The sequence below is a fragment of the Vibrio sp. 2304 genome, from assembly GCF_033339475.1.
GTDB classification, from domain to species: Bacteria; Pseudomonadota; Gammaproteobacteria; order Enterobacterales; family Vibrionaceae; genus Vibrio; species Vibrio alginolyticus.
The window spans coordinates 185,047-202,317 of sequence record NZ_JAWOUQ010000005.1; the positions used below are offsets into that span (position 1 = coordinate 185,047).

The 17,271-nt window shown below is 45.1% G+C and carries 15 protein-coding genes and 2 tRNA genes; 1 reads left to right on the forward strand and 16 read right to left on the reverse strand.

Features of this window, described 5'->3' with window-relative positions; all coding sequences use genetic code 11:
- Positions 1-56 precede the first annotated feature (56 nt).
- The 15 genes from nlpI to rlmE form a co-directional block, all read right to left on the reverse strand.
- On the reverse strand, positions 57-977 hold the full coding sequence (nlpI, locus tag R7P64_RS12265) for a lipoprotein NlpI (RefSeq protein ID WP_005380101.1): 921 nt from the start codon (positions 975-977) through the stop codon (positions 57-59).
- A 178-nt stretch (positions 978-1,155) separates the two neighbouring features.
- Positions 1,156-3,291 (reverse strand): polyribonucleotide nucleotidyltransferase, encoded by a 2,136-nt coding sequence (gene pnp, locus R7P64_RS12270; RefSeq protein ID WP_005380098.1) that lies wholly within the window; start codon positions 3,289-3,291, stop codon positions 1,156-1,158.
- A 292-nt stretch (positions 3,292-3,583) separates the two neighbouring features.
- Positions 3,584-3,853 (reverse strand): 30S ribosomal protein S15, encoded by a 270-nt coding sequence (gene rpsO, locus R7P64_RS12275; RefSeq protein ID WP_005380094.1) that lies wholly within the window; start codon positions 3,851-3,853, stop codon positions 3,584-3,586.
- Positions 3,854-3,994: 141 nt separating this feature from the next.
- Positions 3,995-4,948, reverse strand: a complete 954-nt coding sequence (gene truB, locus R7P64_RS12280; protein ID WP_017820421.1) for a tRNA pseudouridine(55) synthase TruB — start codon at positions 4,946-4,948, stop codon at positions 3,995-3,997.
- Positions 4,948-5,343 (reverse strand): 30S ribosome-binding factor RbfA, encoded by a 396-nt coding sequence (gene rbfA / locus R7P64_RS12285; RefSeq protein WP_005380087.1) that lies wholly within the window; start codon positions 5,341-5,343, stop codon positions 4,948-4,950. The genes truB and rbfA overlap by 1 nt, the downstream gene beginning before the upstream one ends.
- A gap of 114 nt (positions 5,344-5,457) precedes the next feature.
- On the reverse strand, positions 5,458-8,169 hold the full coding sequence (gene infB / locus R7P64_RS12290; protein WP_005380086.1) for a translation initiation factor IF-2: 2,712 nt from the start codon (positions 8,167-8,169) through the stop codon (positions 5,458-5,460).
- Positions 8,170-8,191: 22 nt separating this feature from the next.
- Positions 8,192-9,679: a transcription termination factor NusA gene (gene nusA / locus R7P64_RS12295; RefSeq protein ID WP_053306752.1), complete on the reverse strand. Its 1,488-nt coding sequence runs from the start codon at positions 9,677-9,679 to the stop codon at positions 8,192-8,194.
- Positions 9,680-9,715: 36 nt separating this feature from the next.
- Positions 9,716-10,171: a ribosome maturation factor RimP gene (gene rimP / locus R7P64_RS12300; protein WP_005386424.1), complete on the reverse strand. Its 456-nt coding sequence runs from the start codon at positions 10,169-10,171 to the stop codon at positions 9,716-9,718.
- Positions 10,172-10,396: 225 nt separating this feature from the next.
- Positions 10,397-10,473: transfer RNA gene (locus R7P64_RS12305), tRNA-Met, on the reverse strand.
- Positions 10,474-10,529: 56 nt separating this feature from the next.
- Positions 10,530-10,613: transfer RNA gene (locus tag R7P64_RS12310), tRNA-Leu, on the reverse strand.
- A 16-nt stretch (positions 10,614-10,629) separates the two neighbouring features.
- Entirely contained in the window at positions 10,630-10,968 is a 339-nt protein-coding gene (gene secG / locus R7P64_RS12315) for a preprotein translocase subunit SecG (protein ID WP_005380080.1), read from the reverse strand.
- 220 nt (positions 10,969-11,188) lie between these two features.
- Complete coding sequence (glmM, locus tag R7P64_RS12320) at positions 11,189-12,529, reverse strand: phosphoglucosamine mutase (RefSeq protein WP_005380076.1); 1,341 nt, start codon at positions 12,527-12,529, stop codon at positions 11,189-11,191.
- Positions 12,530-12,548: 19 nt separating this feature from the next.
- On the reverse strand, positions 12,549-13,379 hold the full coding sequence (gene folP, locus R7P64_RS12325; protein ID WP_017820419.1) for a dihydropteroate synthase: 831 nt from the start codon (positions 13,377-13,379) through the stop codon (positions 12,549-12,551).
- Positions 13,380-13,431: 52 nt separating this feature from the next.
- Positions 13,432-15,405, reverse strand: a complete 1,974-nt coding sequence (gene ftsH, locus R7P64_RS12330; RefSeq protein WP_017635895.1) for an ATP-dependent zinc metalloprotease FtsH — start codon at positions 15,403-15,405, stop codon at positions 13,432-13,434.
- 108 nt (positions 15,406-15,513) lie between these two features.
- Positions 15,514-16,143 (reverse strand): 23S rRNA (uridine(2552)-2'-O)-methyltransferase RlmE, encoded by a 630-nt coding sequence (rlmE, locus tag R7P64_RS12335; protein WP_005388985.1) that lies wholly within the window; start codon positions 16,141-16,143, stop codon positions 15,514-15,516.
- Positions 16,144-16,281: 138 nt separating this feature from the next.
- On the opposite strand from rlmE, the gene yhbY reads away from it, so the two are divergent.
- Positions 16,282-16,578 (forward strand): ribosome assembly RNA-binding protein YhbY, encoded by a 297-nt coding sequence (yhbY, locus tag R7P64_RS12340; protein ID WP_005380066.1) that lies wholly within the window; start codon positions 16,282-16,284, stop codon positions 16,576-16,578.
- A gap of 84 nt (positions 16,579-16,662) precedes the next feature.
- On the opposite strand, the gene greA is transcribed toward yhbY, so the two are convergent.
- Complete coding sequence (greA, locus tag R7P64_RS12345; RefSeq protein WP_005380065.1) at positions 16,663-17,136, reverse strand: transcription elongation factor GreA; 474 nt, start codon at positions 17,134-17,136, stop codon at positions 16,663-16,665.
- Between the last annotated feature and the right edge of the window lie 135 nt (positions 17,137-17,271).

The window sequence follows — 17,271 nt, forward strand, 5'->3', positions numbered from 1 at the left end:
GTCACTCATCAAGTTCAATCATAAAAAAAAAGCCGCTCTCATCGAGCGGCTCTAAATCATTCAATTTCCAGCTTCTTGGCAGCCTTTAACTTGGCCAATCTATCTTGCTGTAATTGATCGTAGATTTGCGCCAATTCCAAGAAAGAATAGCGATGCTCAACATAATCGTAAACGTTGAACGAAATCGCGAGCTTATAAAGTGAGATGGCACTTGCGATATCACCTTCAAGCTGATTACGCTTTCCAAGGTAGAAATACGTTTCCGTCAATCGTTCAGCTAGGCGATAATTCTCTCTTGTTCCATCCATAATTGCTTTAAGCGCGTCTTCGTCCGAGACATCTCGCAGCATGATAGCAACAAGAACCCACCCCCACTCTTCACTGCGATCACGTAAATAACGCTGTTGAAGATTGGCTTTTGCTTGCTCTGGATTTTGCTCAGCTTCGATGATGTACAGCCATAATGAACGAAAAGGATCCGTTGGCATTTCTTGATAATGCTTGGTCATATCTTCTAAAGCGAGATCGATTCGGCCACCATAATACAGTGCAATCGCACGGTTGCGCTCAGCATAGGTATTATCAGGAGCCAACTCTATGGTCGAGTCAAACGCTTCATATGCCGCATCAAACTCTCCTACTTGGGTAAAGTATACTCCCAAAAGATTGAAGATGTCCGGCTGAGCAGGATTCAACTGCAAAGACTGGTTAAAGTCCAAACGGGCAAGATCACGTAAACCAACGCTGTCGTAGTAGCTACCGCGCTCATAATGCATTTTAGCGCGCACTTCATCACTAAGGTCGGGACGTTGTAGCAACTGCGAGAGACGCGCGATTTGTACTTCTTGTTGAACACTAGGCTGAAGTGGCACCGCCATCGGTGGATATAACCACTTTTGTGCTGATTGTTGAGAAGTATTTGCACAACCGGTCAGCGCGATAGCAACACATAAAATTGCGGTTTGAAACCATTTCACTAATTGATACTCCTGTTTGGACCGCTCAAGATTTATTTCTCTTAATGCAATATAGGCGATAACCTCGTTTGAGGTTAATACATCGAAACAAACCAAAAAAGGGGAGCGAAAATGCTCCCCTTTTATAACATGCTTTCAGGCCCTTAATCTAATAAAAGGCTGAAAGTCTCATTTTGTCTTACTCGTCTTTAGCAGCTGGTGCTTCAGCAGCAGCTTCTTCAGCTGGCTTTTCTACCGCTTCTTTCATGCTTAGACGTACACGGCCTTGGCGGTCGATTTCAAGAACTTTAACTTGAACTTCTTGACCTTCAGCTAGGTAGTCAGACACTTTCTCTACGCGTTTTTCTGCGATTTGAGAAATGTGTACAAGACCATCTTTGCCTGGAAGAACCGTTACGAATGCACCGAAGTCTGCTAGACGTGCAACTTTACCTGTGTAGATACGGCCCACTTCAACTTCAGCAGTGATCTCTTCGATACGGCGGATAGCTTCTTTCGCAGCAGTGCCTTCAGTTGCCGCAATCTTGATAGTACCGTCGTCTTCGATTTCGATAGTTGTACCAGTCTCTTCAGTTAGAGCACGGATAACTGCACCACCTTTACCGATAACGTCTTTGATCTTCTCAGCGCTGATCTTCATCGTGTGAATACGCGGAGCAAATTCAGAGATGTCTTCACGAGCACCAGAGATAGCTTCATCCATTACAGATAGGATGTGCTTACGTGCGCCTTGAGCTTGGTTAAGCGCAATTTGCATGATTTCTTTAGTGATGCCTTCGATCTTGATGTCCATTTGAAGTGCAGTGATACCAGTGTTAGTACCTGCTACTTTAAAGTCCATGTCACCTAGGTGGTCTTCATCGCCAAGGATGTCAGAAAGTACAACGAAATCGTCACCTTCTTTAACAAGACCCATTGCAATACCAGCAACAGATGCTTTGATTGGTACACCTGCGTCCATAAGCGCAAGAGAAGTACCACATACTGAAGCCATTGAAGATGAACCGTTAGATTCAGTGATTTCCGATACAACACGTACTGTGTATGGGAACTCATCAACAGAAGGCATTACTGCAGCAATACCACGCTTCGCCAGTTTACCGTGGCCGATTTCACGACGCTTAGGAGAACCTACAAAACCAGTTTCACCTACACAGTATGGAGGGAAGTTGTAGTGCAGTAGGAAGTGATCTTTACGCTCACCAGTTAGCTCATCGATGATTTGAGCATCACGCTGAGTACCTAGCGTTGCAGTAACGATCGCCTGAGTTTCACCACGAGTGAATAGCGCGCTACCGTGAGTACGAGGAAGAACACCAGTACGTACATCTAGTGCACGAACCATGTCTTTTTCACGGCCATCGATACGAGGGTTACCAGCAATAATACGGCTACGTACTACTGTCTTCTCTAGATCATGGAAGATAGTGTGGATTTCTTTTGTGTCTGCTTCAGGATCTTCAGCAAGAAGAACTTCATTTACTTCCGCAGCGATCTCATGGATGCGGTCGTAACGAGCCATTTTCTCAGTAATTTGGTAAGCTTCAACAAGTTTAGCTTCTGCTAGATCAGCAATCTTATTTTTAAGCGCTGTGTTCTCTTCAGGAGCAACCCAATCCCAAGCAGGAGTTGCAACTTCTGCTTTGAATTCGTTGATAGCTTGAATAGCAACTTGTTGTTGGTCATGACCATAAACAACCGCCGCTAGCATTTCTTCTTCAGTTAGGTTGTCCGCTTCTGACTCAACCATCAGTACTGCTGACTCTGTACCTGCAACAACAAGGTCAAGCTTAGAAGTTTCTAGTTCAGTTTGGCTAGGGTTAAGTACAAGCTGACCATCGATATGACCAACACGCGCCGCACCGATAGGGCCGTTGAATGGAATGCCAGAGATAGCAAGAGCAGCAGAAGTACCGATCATTGTAACGATATCTGGCTGAACATCTGGGTTTACAGACATTACTGTCGCGATAACCTGAACTTCGTTTTTAAACGCGTCTGGGAATAGCGGACGGATTGGACGGTCGATTAGACGAGCTGTTAGCGTTTCGCCTTCAGAAGGACGACCTTCACGTTTGAAGAAGCCGCCTGGGATTTTACCCGCAGCGTAAGTACGCTCTTGGTAGTTAACCGTTAGTGGGAAGAAGTCTTGACCTGCAACGGCTTCTTTTTTACCTACAACAGATACGAATACAGACGTATCATCCATTGTGACCATAACTGCTGCTGTAGCTTGACGTGCAATAACGCCAGTTTCTAAAGTAACTGTGTGGTTACCGTACTGGAACGTTTTAACAACTGGTTTTTCGAACATTGTTATTCCTTGTTTCTAATCTTCCTTTAGTGCTTAAAGAAATCTTAGATGTGTTAATTGACACTCAAGGCATTACGAATCGCGACTAGTAAAAAGAAACTCGGAAGTTCCTTTTGAATAGTCGCGACCTTTTGGTCGACGTGGTTGACTGTAATGCTATGAGCTTTTGAGAAAACCTCTTACAAGGTTTAGCCGCCAGTATTATAACGGCATAAGTCTAATTTGGCTAAATTTAGGCAACAAAAAAGGGGCATAAAGCCCCTTTTTAGACAAACTGCTATGCAGTCGCTGATTAGCGACGTAGGCCTAGACGTTTGATTAGGTCTTGGTAGCGAGCTAGGTTTTTACCTTTTAGGTAATCTAGAAGCTTACGACGACGAGAAACCATGCGTAGAAGACCACGACGGCTGTGGTGATCGCCTTTGTGCGCTTTGAAGTGACCTTGTAGGTGGTTGATAGAAGCTGTAAGTAGAGCTACTTGAACTTCTGGTGAACCAGTGTCGCCTTCGCCTTGTGCGTATTCTGCAACGATTGCTGCTTTAGTTTCTGCATTCAGAGACATAATTCTCTCCTAATAAGAGTAGGTTTAAAGTTGTAGCAGCCAATCTCTGATTCAGCCGCTACGCGAAGCGCGGATTATAGGGAAATTTCCTATCTCGTGCAATATAAAAATACCGACACTCAGGTCGGTATTTTCAATCATTTACTTGGATGCAACGTCATCTCGGAACACGACCAATCGCTTAGGAGCGATTTTGCCATCTTCGTTCATTTCGCCAACGCCAATAAACAAGCGTTCTTCACCCATAGTAAGGCGAAGTGAGCCCTCTGTCGGAGCACCAAATACTTGAACGGGCTGCCCATGTTGGACCATATCCGCCAGTTCAGGCACCAAGTTGACTTCTGGTAAGTCTTCTACCGCTGTATCCATTGGCAAAAGCAGTGGGTCCAGTAGTTCTCGAGGCGCTCGTTCCTCGCGGTGAGCTTGCTCTAGCAACTCATTTAGTTGCTCAAGTGTTACCATATTCTCGTAAGGGTATTTAGCAACACCAGTACGACGAAGCATAGTTACGTGCGCACCACAACCTAACATTTCGCCCAGATCATCAACGATAGTACGAATATAGGTACCTTTAGAGCAGTGCACTTCCATCTCTACTTCATCGCCTTCAAAACGGTGAAGAACAATCTCATATACCGTGATCTTACGAGATTCACGCGGAACTTCGATGCCTTTACGAGCGTATTCATACAAGGGTTTACCTTGATACTTCAACGCAGAGAACATGGAAGGCACTTGATCAGATTCACCACGGAACTGATCGATGCACGCTTCTAGCTTGTCTAACGTAACATCGACTGGACGCGTCTCTACAACTTCACCATCCGAGTCAGACGTATTGGTACGTTCACCCAGCTTTGCGATCACGCGGTAGCGTTTATCAGAATCAAGAAGAAACTGAGAAAATTTTGTCGCTTCACCCAAGCAAATTGGCAGCATGCCTGTCGCTAATGGGTCCAAGGCTCCAGTGTGGCCTGCTTTCTCGGCAAAGTAGATTCGCTTTACTTTTTGCAGTGCATCATTGGAAGAGATACCTGTTGGTTTGTCCAACAGTATAACGCCATTAATTGGACGACCTTTACGACGACGAGCCATTATTCTTCGTCCTCACGACCAGAATCTTTTTGCTTTTGTTTGTCTGAACTAACGACTTCAGACACTAGGTTAGACATACGCATACCTTCAACAAGCGTATTGTCATAGTGGAAGCGGATTTCTGGCGTTAAACGTAGACGAATACGCTTACCTAACATCATGCGAATGTGCACTTCGTGCTCACGTAGCGCTGCTAGACATGATTCTGGTGTTTGCTCACCCACACACAGGAAGGTCACAAATACTTTTGCGTAAGCTAGGTCACGAGAGACTTCTACGTCTGAGATCGTCACCATGCCAAGGCGAGAGTCACGAACTTCACGTTGAAGGATCATCGCTAGTTCTTTTTGCAGCTGCTGTGCAACGCGCTGCGTGCGGCTAAATTCTTTTGACATATCTTTACTCTTATATAGAAAGAATGGGGGGTTGGTCAAAGCCAGCCCCCCATGGTGTATTCAACAACCAATTACTACTTATCTTTCAAAGACAATATTAGTAATTTTAGTCAATTAGTCTAGAGTACGTTTAATTTCAACGATTTCGAAGACTTCAATTTGGTCACCAACGCGAACATCATTGTAGTTCTTAACGCCGATACCACATTCGTAGCCATTCTTAACTTCTTGAACGTCATCTTTGAAACGACGTAGTGACTCTAGTTCACCTTCGTAAATAACAACGTTATCACGTAGTACACGGATTGGGTTGTTACGCTTGATCACACCTTCTGTAACCATACAACCAGCGATAGCGCCCAGTTTCGGTGACTTAAACACGTCACGAACTTCAGCAAGACCAATGATCTCTTGCTTGAATTCTGGAGCAAGCATACCGCCCATTGCTTGTTTCACTTCATCAATCAATTGGTAAATGATTGAGTAGTAACGTAAGTCAACAGCTGCGGCTTCAACAGCACGGCGAGCAGAAGCATCTGCACGAACGTTAAAGCCAAGGATGATTGCGTTTGAAGCTTCCGCTAGTACTACGTCAGTTTCCGTAATACCACCTACACCAGAACCAACGATGTTCACTTTAACTTCGTCAGTAGATAGCTTAACTAATGAGTCAGCGATTGCTTCTACAGAACCTTGAACGTCTGCTTTAAGTACAACGTTAAGTTCAGCAACTTCACCAGCAGTCATGTTAGAGAACATGTTCTCTAGTTTAGATTTCTGCTGACGAGCAAGTTTCACTTCACGGAACTTACCAGCACGGTAGTTAGCTACTTCACGCGCTTTACGCTCGTCACGAACTACTGTTGCTTCATCACCTGAAGATGGTACACCTGAAAGACCTAGGATCTCTACAGGGATAGATGGGCCAGCCGAAGTAATTTCTTTACCTAGCTCATCACGCATTGCACGAACACGGCCGTATTCTTGACCACAAAGAACGATGTCGCCTTTGTTTAGTGTACCTGATTGAACAAGTACTGTTGCAACTGGACCACGACCTTTATCTAGGCGAGATTCAACAACAACACCAGATGCCATGCCCTCAGCTACAGCTGTAAGTTCAAGAACTTCAGACTGAAGAAGGATTGCTTCTAGAAGACCATCGATGTTTGTACCCTGTTTAGCAGAGATGTGAACGAACATGTTCTCACCGCCCCACTCTTCAGGAATAACGTCGTATTGAGCAAGCTCGTTCTTAACGTTATCTGGGTTCGCATCTTCTTTATCGATCTTGTTCACAGCAACAATTAGAGGAACGCCTGCCGCTTTCGCGTGCTGAATCGCTTCTACTGTTTGTGGCATTACGCCATCGTCTGCTGCAACTACAAGAACAACGATATCTGTCGCTTGAGCACCACGAGCACGCATTGCAGTAAACGCTGCGTGTCCAGGAGTATCAAGGAACGTGATCATGCCGTTGTCTGTTTCAACGTGGTACGCACCAATGTGCTGAGTAATACCACCCGCTTCGCCAGAAGCAACGTGTGTGCGACGGATGTAGTCAAGTGTTGACGTTTTACCGTGGTCAACGTGACCCATGATAGTAACAACTGGAGCACGTGGAACTGCTTCCGCGTTAGTGTCACGGTCAGATAGTACCGCTTCTTCCAGTTCGTTCTCTTTACGAAGAACTACTTTATGGCCCATTTCTTCAGCAACAAGTTGTGCTGTTTCTTGGTCGATCACTTGGTTGATAGTCGCCATAGCGCCCATCTTCATCATTACTTTGATAACTTCTGTCGCTTTAACCGACATCTTGTTAGCAAGTTCTGATAGAACGATCGTTTCGCCAATTACAACGTCTTGCTTAGCAACCGTTGCTGACTTATCAAACCCGTGCTGCATTGAAGTCGGCTTAGCAAGTTTGCCCTTACGACCTCTACCGCCACGTTGGTTGTTACGGCCACCGCGAGCTTGGTCGTCTTTACCCGAAGCTGCTTTTTTCTTCTTACGACGACCGCCTTCTACTTTGCGATCTGCTTCATCTTCGGCTTCACGTGCGTATTGTGAAGTCGTTACATGGTAATCTGTATCTTCCATATCACCCTTTTTCTCTTCTGCAGCAGACCAACGCTCTTTATTCTTTTCAGCCAATTCGCGAGCTTCTTCAAGCTTGCGCTGACTTTCCTCTTCAGCCTTACGCTTAGCTTCTTCTTCCTGACGACGTTTAAGCTCGTCGGCCTCTTTTCGCGCTGCTTCTTGCTTAATTTTCTCTTCAGCATCACGCTTTGCTTTTTCTTCAGCATTACGTTGTGCATTCGTATCTACGTCTCGCTTCGCTTTTTCTTCAGCTTCACGTTTCGCTTTTTCTTCCGCTTCACGTTTTGCAGCTTCTTCAGCTTCACGTTTCGCAGCTTCTTCAGCTTCACGTTTTGCAGCTTCTTCTGCTGCACGTTTTGCTGCTTCTTCTGCTTCACGTTGTGCTGCTTCTTCAGCTTCACGTTTCGCTTCATCTTCAATTGTGCTGCGCTTCACGTATGTACGTTTTTTGCGCACCTCAACCTGAACATTCTTACTCTTACCACCACCCGCGTTCACACTAAGTGTACTACGAGTTTTACGCTGAAGCGTAAGGCGAGTCGGCTCTGAATCACCTGATTTATCACCGTGTTCTTTCTTTAAATGAGAGAGAAGCTTCTGCTTCTCTTCATCAGTAACATTGTCAGAGCTCGCCTTTTTAATGCCAGCGTCAGCAAGTTGTTCAATCAAGCGGTCGACTGGCGTACCAATCTCATCACTCAGTGCTTTAACTGTTAATTGTGTCATGCCGCTTCCTCCTTGCCGAAAATTATGCTTCTTCGCCGAACCAACAGATGTTACGTGCGGCCATAATTAGCTCACCTGCACGTTCTTCGGTCAGGCCTTCGATACCTTCTAAATCGTCAATACCTTGGTCAGCAAGATCTTCCAGTGTCGCTACACCTTTCGCTGCCAATTTAAATGCCATCTCACGCTCAAGACCTTCAAGTGCAAGTAGGTCCTCAGCTGGTTCTAGACCTTCAAAAGACTCTTCTTGTGCTAGTGCGATAGTCGTTAGTGCATCTTTTGCACGTCCACGAAGCTCTTCGATTAGTTCTTCATTCAAACCATCGATTTCTAGTAGCTCGTTAACTGGCACGTATGCGATTTCTTCTAGCGTTGAGAAACCTTCTTCAACAAGAAGTTGAGCGAAGTCTTCTTCAATATCTAGGTACTTCATGAAGTTTTCAATAGATGCTTGTGATTCTTCAGCGTGTTTCTTCTGAAGATCAGCAACTGTCATAACATTCAGTTCCCAACCGGTTAGTTGAGATGCTAGACGCACGTTTTGACCGTTACGACCAATAGCTTGCGCTAGGTTGTCAGCTTCAACTGCGATGTCCATTGAGTGTGCATCCTCATCAACGATGATAGAAGCAACATCAGCTGGCGCCATTGCGTTGATAACGAATTGAGCTGGGTTATCATCCCAAAGCACAATATCGATACGCTCACCACCAAGTTCGCCAGAAACAGCTTGTACACGTGCACCACGCATACCAACACACGCACCTACAGGGTCGATACGTTTGTCATTTGTTTTGACAGCGATCTTAGCGCGAGAACCAGGATCACGTGCCGCGCCTTTCAACTCGATAATATCTTCTGCGATTTCAGGCACTTCAACACGGAACAGTTCTGCCAACATTTCTGGCTTAGAACGAGTGATGAACAATTGGAAACCACGTGCTTCAGGCGCGACTTTGTAAAGAAGGCCACGTACGCGGTCGCCTGGACGGAAGTTTTCACGAGGAAGTTGGTCATCACGCAGGATTACCGCTTCAGCGTTATTACCAAGATCAAGCACGATTGTGTCACGGTTTACTTTTTTCACGACACCAGTGATTAGATCACCTTCATTGTCGATGAACTGTTCAACGATTTGTGCGCGCTCAGCTTCACGAACTTTTTGAACGATAACTTGTTTAGCAGTTTGAGTCGTAATACGGTCAAACGTTACAGATTCGATTTCGTCTTCTACGTAGTCGCCAAGCCCGATTGAGTCATCTTCGTATTGCGCTGCTTCTAGTGAGATCTCTTTTGTAGGGTTCTCAACGTCATCAACAACTAACCAACGGCGGTAAGTGACAAACTCACCGGTTTTACGGTCAATGGCAACACGTACGTCGATTTCGATTTCGTATTTTTTCTTTGTAGAAGTTGCTAGAGCAATCTCAAGAGCCTCAAAGATACGCTCACGAGGTACCGCTTTTTCGTTCGATACCGCTTCTGCTACCGCTAAAATTTCTTTACTCATTGTATTTAGCCTCTAAGCTTAAACTTTTTTAGGGAACTAAAATTTAGGGATCAGGTTAGCTTTGGAAATGTTACTTAGAGCAAACTCTTCTTGCTGACCGTCTACAGTAATTGTCACTGTTTCGCCATCAACACCGTGGATAATACCTTTCCACTTACGACGGTTTGCTACAGCCATTTTCAATACGATGCTGACCTCGTGACCAATAAATTGCTCGTAATGTGCTGCTTTAAAAAGTGGTCTTTCTAAACCTGGAGAAGACACTTCTAGGCTGTAAGCAACAGAAATTGGATCTTCAACGTCTAAAACTGCACTAACTTGGTGGCTAACTTCTGCACAGTCGTCTACGTTAATACCATTTTCATGGTCAATGTAGATACGTAACGTTGAGTGCGCGCCTGCACGAATGAATTCTAATCCAACTAACTCATAACCTGATGCCGCTACTGGCGCGTCAAGCATTTCAGTAAGTTGTCTTTCTAAACCAGTCATTTAACCACTCCAGAAACAAAAAAAGGGCTCAGAGCCCAATCAAAAAACCAAGCAGTATCTGAGCCATTTCAAAAAGCTCAGATAACAAAAAACCCCGATAGTCGGGGTTTTATGCTGCTGGACCCTGATACGTTAAGAATAGCCAACAATTGCTTTTCTTAACTCGTAGTGTGGTTAGCACTACGCAAACTTGCCAATCTACGATTTCCTTTTAAAGAAAGAGATTGGTTGCGGGGGCCGGATTTGAACCGACGACCTTCGGGTTATGAGCCCGACGAGCTACCAAGCTGCTCCACCCCGCGTCCGACTTGCTGAGCATTATACTCGCAAACAAGTGATTTACAAGTTTGTAAATACATGGTGCCGAGAGAGGGACTCGAACCCTCACACCTAAGGCACTAGCACCTCATGCTAGCGTGTCTACCAATTTCACCATCTCGGCATCAAAACCTTACAGCTTATTGAGGAATTTCATCACCCGCAGGGGCAGGAACTTCACTCGCTGCATCCTTAACTTGTTCAACAACTGGTTGACCTAACGTTGGGTCTACCCATTGTGATTCAGTCTGGTGCGTAGACATACGACCAAGTAACAAGCTAACGATAAAGAATACGGTTGCTAAAATAGCAGTTGTTCGGGTTAAGAAATTACCTGAGCCGCCAGCACCAAACACTGTGTTTGAAGCACCAGCACCGAACGAGGCTCCCATATCTGCGCCTTTACCTTGTTGAATCAACACAAGGCCAATCACACCAAGCGCTGCCAACAGGTAAATCACAAGTAGAACTGAAAACATTTTTTCCACCTATGTTCCAAATTGTTGAGCCAGCGCCGTTCAAAAGAATAAATCATAATGAACAAGGCTAGCGACCTCCTAACGGGAGGCGGAGCAATACTAGCGAAAGCCAGTAACGCTGACAAGGGAAAATTAGTAAAAAATCAATGCCAATGCGTTAAGCGCTCAAAAAAAGGGCAAAAGATGCCCTTTTCATTCAAGACATGCTTTAACGCAATGATTAACAACTTGCTTTAACAGCCTCAGCGATTTTCAATGCTGAGTGTTGAACTAGTTCACCATCTTCGCCTTCCACCATAACGCGGATCAAAGGCTCAGTGCCAGACTTGCGCAGCAGTACACGCCCTTTATCACCAAGTGTCGCCTCTACTTCAGAGACAGCGTTTAATACAGCTGTAGCTTCAAGAGGGTTACTTTCTCCTGAAAAACGGACATTTTCTAAAACCTGAGGATATAGTGTCATTCCTTGCGATAGCTCATACAAAGACATATCGCTGCCAATTACAGAAGCAAGTACTTGAAGTGCAGCAACGATCGCATCGCCGGTTGTGACTTTATCTAATAAGATCACATGGCCTGAGTTTTCAGCACCAATTTTCCAACCTTTTTCTAGCAGTTGCTCCATGACATAACGGTCACCAACAGCAGCACGTACAAACGGAATGCCTAGCTGCTTTAAACCATTTTCCATACCCAAGTTAGTCATTAGTGTACCAACAACACCACCCTTTAGCTCACCACGACGAAGTGCATCACGAGCGATGATATAAGCAATTTGGTCACCATCAACTTTGTTACCCAAGTGATCGACCATAATGATACGGTCACCATCACCATCAAACGCGAGACCAAGATGCGCTTGCTCTTCAACAACACGCTGTTGAAGTGCTCGTACGTCTGTTGCGCCCACTTTTTCATTAATGTTGATGCCGTTAGGCTCTACGCCCATAGCGATAACTTCTGCCCCAAGTTCTTTGAAGACATTTGGAGCGATGTGGTACGTTGCACCGTGCGCACAGTCAACTACGATCTTAAAGTTCGCAAGGCTCAACTCAGATGGGAAAGTACTCTTACAGAATTCGATGTAACGACCAGCTGCATCATTTAGGCGGGTTGCTTTACCAAGCTCAGCAGACTCCACACATTCAATTTCTTTATCTAACTCAGCTTCGATCGCCAATTCGATATCGTCAGGTAGCTTAGTACCCTCAGAAGAAAAGAACTTAATGCCGTTGTCGTAATATGGGTTATGTGATGCAGAAATCACAATACCAGCCTCGGCACGGAAAGTCTGAGTTAAATAGGCCACAGCTGGAGTTGGCATGGGACCAGTAAATGTTGCTTTAAGTCCCGCAGCTGCAAGGCCAGCCTCTAGTGCAGATTCAAGCATATAACCTGAAATACGTGTATCTTTACCTATGATAACTTTCTTTGTGCCTTGTTTCGCTAGTACACGACCAGCAGCCCAGCCAAGCTTAAGTACGAAGTCTGGAGTGATTGGGTATTGTCCTACTTTACCGCGCACACCGTCAGTACCAAAGTAACGTCTTTCATTCGACATAAACTTTCCTTTATTATTTTTAAATATTGTTTTTCGTCATCTCAACAACTTTCATCGCTTCGATTGTCTCTTCAAAGTCATGCACGCGAATGATCTGCGCGCCTTTCATCGCGGCAATCGTAGCACAAACGACACTTGCGTTCGTACACTCTGCCGCTGGCTTGTCTAACAGTTTGAAGATCATGGATTTACGAGACATGCCAGCCAAAATAGGCAGGCCGAATTCATGAAACTTTTCAAGATGAGCAAGCATATGATAATTGTGTTCGATTGTTTTGCCAAAGCCAAACCCAGGATCGAGAATCAGTTGAGATTTATCAATCCCTGCTGCTTCACACGCCGCGATACGTTCTTCTAGAAAAGCCGACACGTCCCCCATTAAATCATCATAATGAGGGTCAACTTGCATGGTCCTAGGCTGACCTTTCATATGCATCAGACAAATTGGAAGGTTTGCTTCTGCTGCGACTTCCAGAGCACCTGGCTCTTGCAGCGAGCGGATGTCATTGATCAAATCAGCCCCAGCATCAATTGCTTGACGCATCACTTCTGCTTTACTGGTGTCAACGGAAATCCATACATCATATTTTTCACGAATGGCTTTGATTACTGGGACAACACGCCTAAGCTCTTCTTCCAAAGACACATCCGGTGCACCAGGTCTTGTTGATTCACCACCAACATCAACAATACTTACACCAGCCTTTATCATTTTATCAACTTGAGCAAGAGCAAGTTCAATTGAGTTGTATTTACCGCCATCCGAAAAGGAATCCGGTGTCACATTTAGAATGGCCATGACATGTGGACGCGAAAGGTCCAAAGATTTGTTATTTGCTGTAATCATCATCATAAACACAAAAACCCCGAGATAACTCGGGGTTTAATATTATCGATACTCTTTATTCAGAGTCTTTCTTTTCAGGCGCTTCGTTAGAAGTGGTTTCAGAAGAGCTAGGCTGTTCTGCATCTTTCGCAGTCTCCGTTGCTTCTTCTTTAACTTCTTGCTTTGCTTGAGGCTTGTCGCTGTCTTCTGGTTTGCTTGCTGAGTTATCACTCCAGCCCGCAGGCTCACGAATTTCAGCTTTGCGCTCCATTAAGTCATCAATCTGGCGAGCATCAATGGTTTCATACTTCATCAGCGCATCTTTCATCGCATGCATGATATCCATGTTCTCTTGAAGAATCTTCTTCGCACGATCGTAGTTGCGGTCAATGATCTGACGAACTTCGTCATCAATCAACTTCGCTGTATCGTCAGACACATGTTTAGTCTGAGTTACACTACGTCCTAAGAACACTTCGCCTTCATCTTCTGCATACAGCAGAGGGCCAAGCTTTTCAGAGAAACCCCATTGAGTAACCATCTTACGAGCAATATCTGTTGCGCGCTCGATATCATTAGAAGCACCGGTTGATACTTTGTCAGCACCGTAGATAAGTTCTTCTGCTAAACGACCACCATACAAGCTAGAAATCATTGATTCTAGGTGTTGGCGAGACATACTCACGCGGTCCTGCTCTGGAAGGTACATTGTTACACCCAACGCACGACCACGTGGAATGATAGACACTTTGTACACTGGATCGTGTTCAGGAACCAAGCGACCAACAATCGCGTGACCCGCTTCGTGGTATGCGGTTGACTCTTTCACTTCCTCAGACATCACCATTGAACGGCGCTCAGCACCCATCATGATTTTGTCTTTCGCCAGTTCAAACTCAACCATAGAAACGTTGCGCTTGTTACCGCGCGCAGCAAACAGGGCTGCTTCGTTAACTAAGTTTGCTAGGTCAGCACCAGAGAAGCCTGGAGTACCACGTGCGATGAGAGAAGGCTCTACATCACCCGCTAGAGGGACCTTACGCATGTGAACTTTTAGGATCTGTTCACGGCCACGTACATCTGGAAGACCAACTACCACTTGGCGGTCAAAACGACCAGGACGCAGTAACGCAGGGTCCAGCACATCCGGACGGTTAGTCGCAGCGATAACGATAATACCTTCGTTACCTTCGAAACCATCCATCTCAACGAGCATTTGGTTTAGTGTTTGTTCACGTTCATCATGACCACCACCAACACCTGCGCCACGTTGACGACCTACCGCATCGATCTCATCGATAAAGATAATACAAGGTGCGGCTTTCTTTGCTTGTTCAAACATGTCACGCACACGAGATGCACCAACACCAACGAACATTTCTACGAAATCAGAACCAGAGATAGTAAAGAATGGTACTTTCGCCTCACCGGCAATGGCTTTCGCTAGAAGCGTTTTACCCGTACCAGGAGGACCAACCATTAGAACACCCGTTGGAATCTTACCGCCCAGCTTTTGGAAGCGGCTTGGATCGCGTAGGTAGTCCACCAGCTCTTTCACGTCTTCTTTTGCTTCGTCACAACCTGCAACGTCAGCAAAAGTTGTCTTGATTTGTTCTTCGCTCATCATTCGAGCTTTGCTCTTACCAAAAGACATGGCGCCTTTACCACCGCCGCCTTGCATTTGACGCATGAAGAAAATCCATACACCAATTAGTAAGATCATTGGGAACCAAGAGATGAAGATAGTACCCAGCAAGCTTTGCTCTTCTGGAGGCGTGCCTTGTACTTTCACGTTTTGGTTAATTAGGTCATCTAGAAGCTTTTGGTCATACACTGGCATGTAAGTGACCATTTTGGCACCGCCGCCACGACGAACAAAGCTAATTTCACCGTCTTTAAAAGTTGCTTCTTGAATCTGGCCTTGGCCAACTTCCTGTACAAACGTGGTGTAATCCACGGTTCTGCCATTGCTTTCTCCAGGGCCAAAGCTCTGGAATACCGACATCAATACGACGGCGATAACAAGCCACAGAATTAAATTTTTTGCCATGTCACTCAAGGTGTAAGCCTCTCGATAACTAATTGTAATTAAAGGTAGGGTACTACAGTTCATTAACTGTAGCTATAGTGTTAACACGCTCTCAAGAGAGCAAAATGGTTAACCTTTGTAACCAGTGGCTACGACGAAGACCTCTCGAGAGCGAGCTCGCGATGAGTCTGGTTTTCTAATTTTTACGGCTTTAAACATGTCTCGGACTTCTTTCACATACTGATCGAAGCCTTCCCCTTGGAAAACCTTTACGACAAAGCTACCATTAGGCGCTAGAACTTGTCGACACATATCTAAAGCTAATTCAACTAAATACATAGCGCGAGGTTGATCAACAGAATTGTTTCCCGCGATGTTAGGCGCCATATCAGACATTACTACGTCTACCATGGAAGGTTGGATCCTTTCTAGCAAAGCTTCCAATACTGCATCATCACGAAAGTCGCCTTGTAAAAAGCTAACGCCAGCAATCGGGTCCATAGGAAGCAAGTCACACGCGATGATCTGACCACTGTCCCCTACTATCTTAGCAGCATATTGAGACCATCCGCCCGGCGCAGCCCCCAAGTCGACGACTGTCATTCCAGGCTTTAACAATTTATCTTTCGTTTGAATCTCATCGATCTTGAAATAAGCACGTGAGCGGTAGCCTTTTTTTCGGGCTTCATTCGCGTATTTATCATCAAAGTGTTCTTTCAACCAACGACCAGAACTAGCCGAATGTTTTTGTTTACTCATTTTAATCCCAACAAGGCACAAATTGGAGCTATTGTTTTAATAGGCGTTACCTATTACTCAATAAATTATAGTCTTCAGCAATAGATGGCGTTAAAATAGCTTTTTTCAACCCTTATTTTAAAGAAAATTGGCCGCGTAATGAACCTAAGCACCAAACAAAAGCAGCACCTTAAAGGCCTAGCTCACAGTTTAAAACCTGTTGTGCTAATGGGCGCAAATGGACTTACAGAAGCCGTGCTAGCAGAAATTGAAATCGCTCTTAACCATCACGAACTTATCAAAGTAAAAGTTGCTTCGGAAGATCGTGAAACAAAACAGCTAATCATCGACGCTATCGTACGTGAGACGGGCGCTGAAAAAGTTCAGACTATTGGTAAAGTGCTAGTGCTATACCGCCAGTCTGAAGAGCGTAAAATCGAAATCCCTCGTAAGTAACTCTACTTACGTTGCTGAAGAAAAAAGGTCGCCTGAGGCGACCTTTTTGCGTTTTATCAGGGCAGTAATGCTACTCCAAACGACCTAGATATATTCTACTCGGTCAATTTCGAAGTCTTTCGCGCCACCCGGAGTTTGAATAGCAACTTCATCGCCTTCCATCTTGCCAATCAGGCCACGAGCAATAGGTGAGCTCACTGAAATGCGACCTGCTTTGATATCGGCTTCGTCATCACCAACGATTTGGTACGTTTTTTCTTCTTCGGTGTCGATATCAATCAAGGTTACGGTTGAACCAAAAATAACTTTACCCGTGTTCTCCATCTTCGTTACATCAATAACTTGAGCAACTGACAGTTTGTATTCAATGTCACGGATTTGTGCTTCACAAATGCCCTGCTCTTCACGAGCGGCGTGATATTCAGCATTCTCTTTTAAATCACCTAGCTCACGAGCTTCAGCAATTGCCTCTGAGATCTGAGGACGTAGTTTAAGTAGACGATCGAGTTCTGCACGTAGCTTTTGCTCGCCACGTAGTGTCATTGGAACTTTTTCCATTTTATAACCTCAAGCCCAAATGGGTCTTTGGACAAAAAAAGCCCACCCTGTCATAGGACTGGGTAGTGCGCTTAAAGATGTATTTCGTTTAGTGTAAACAAACTCCCGGACGAAATCATCTTAATTCGAAAGACA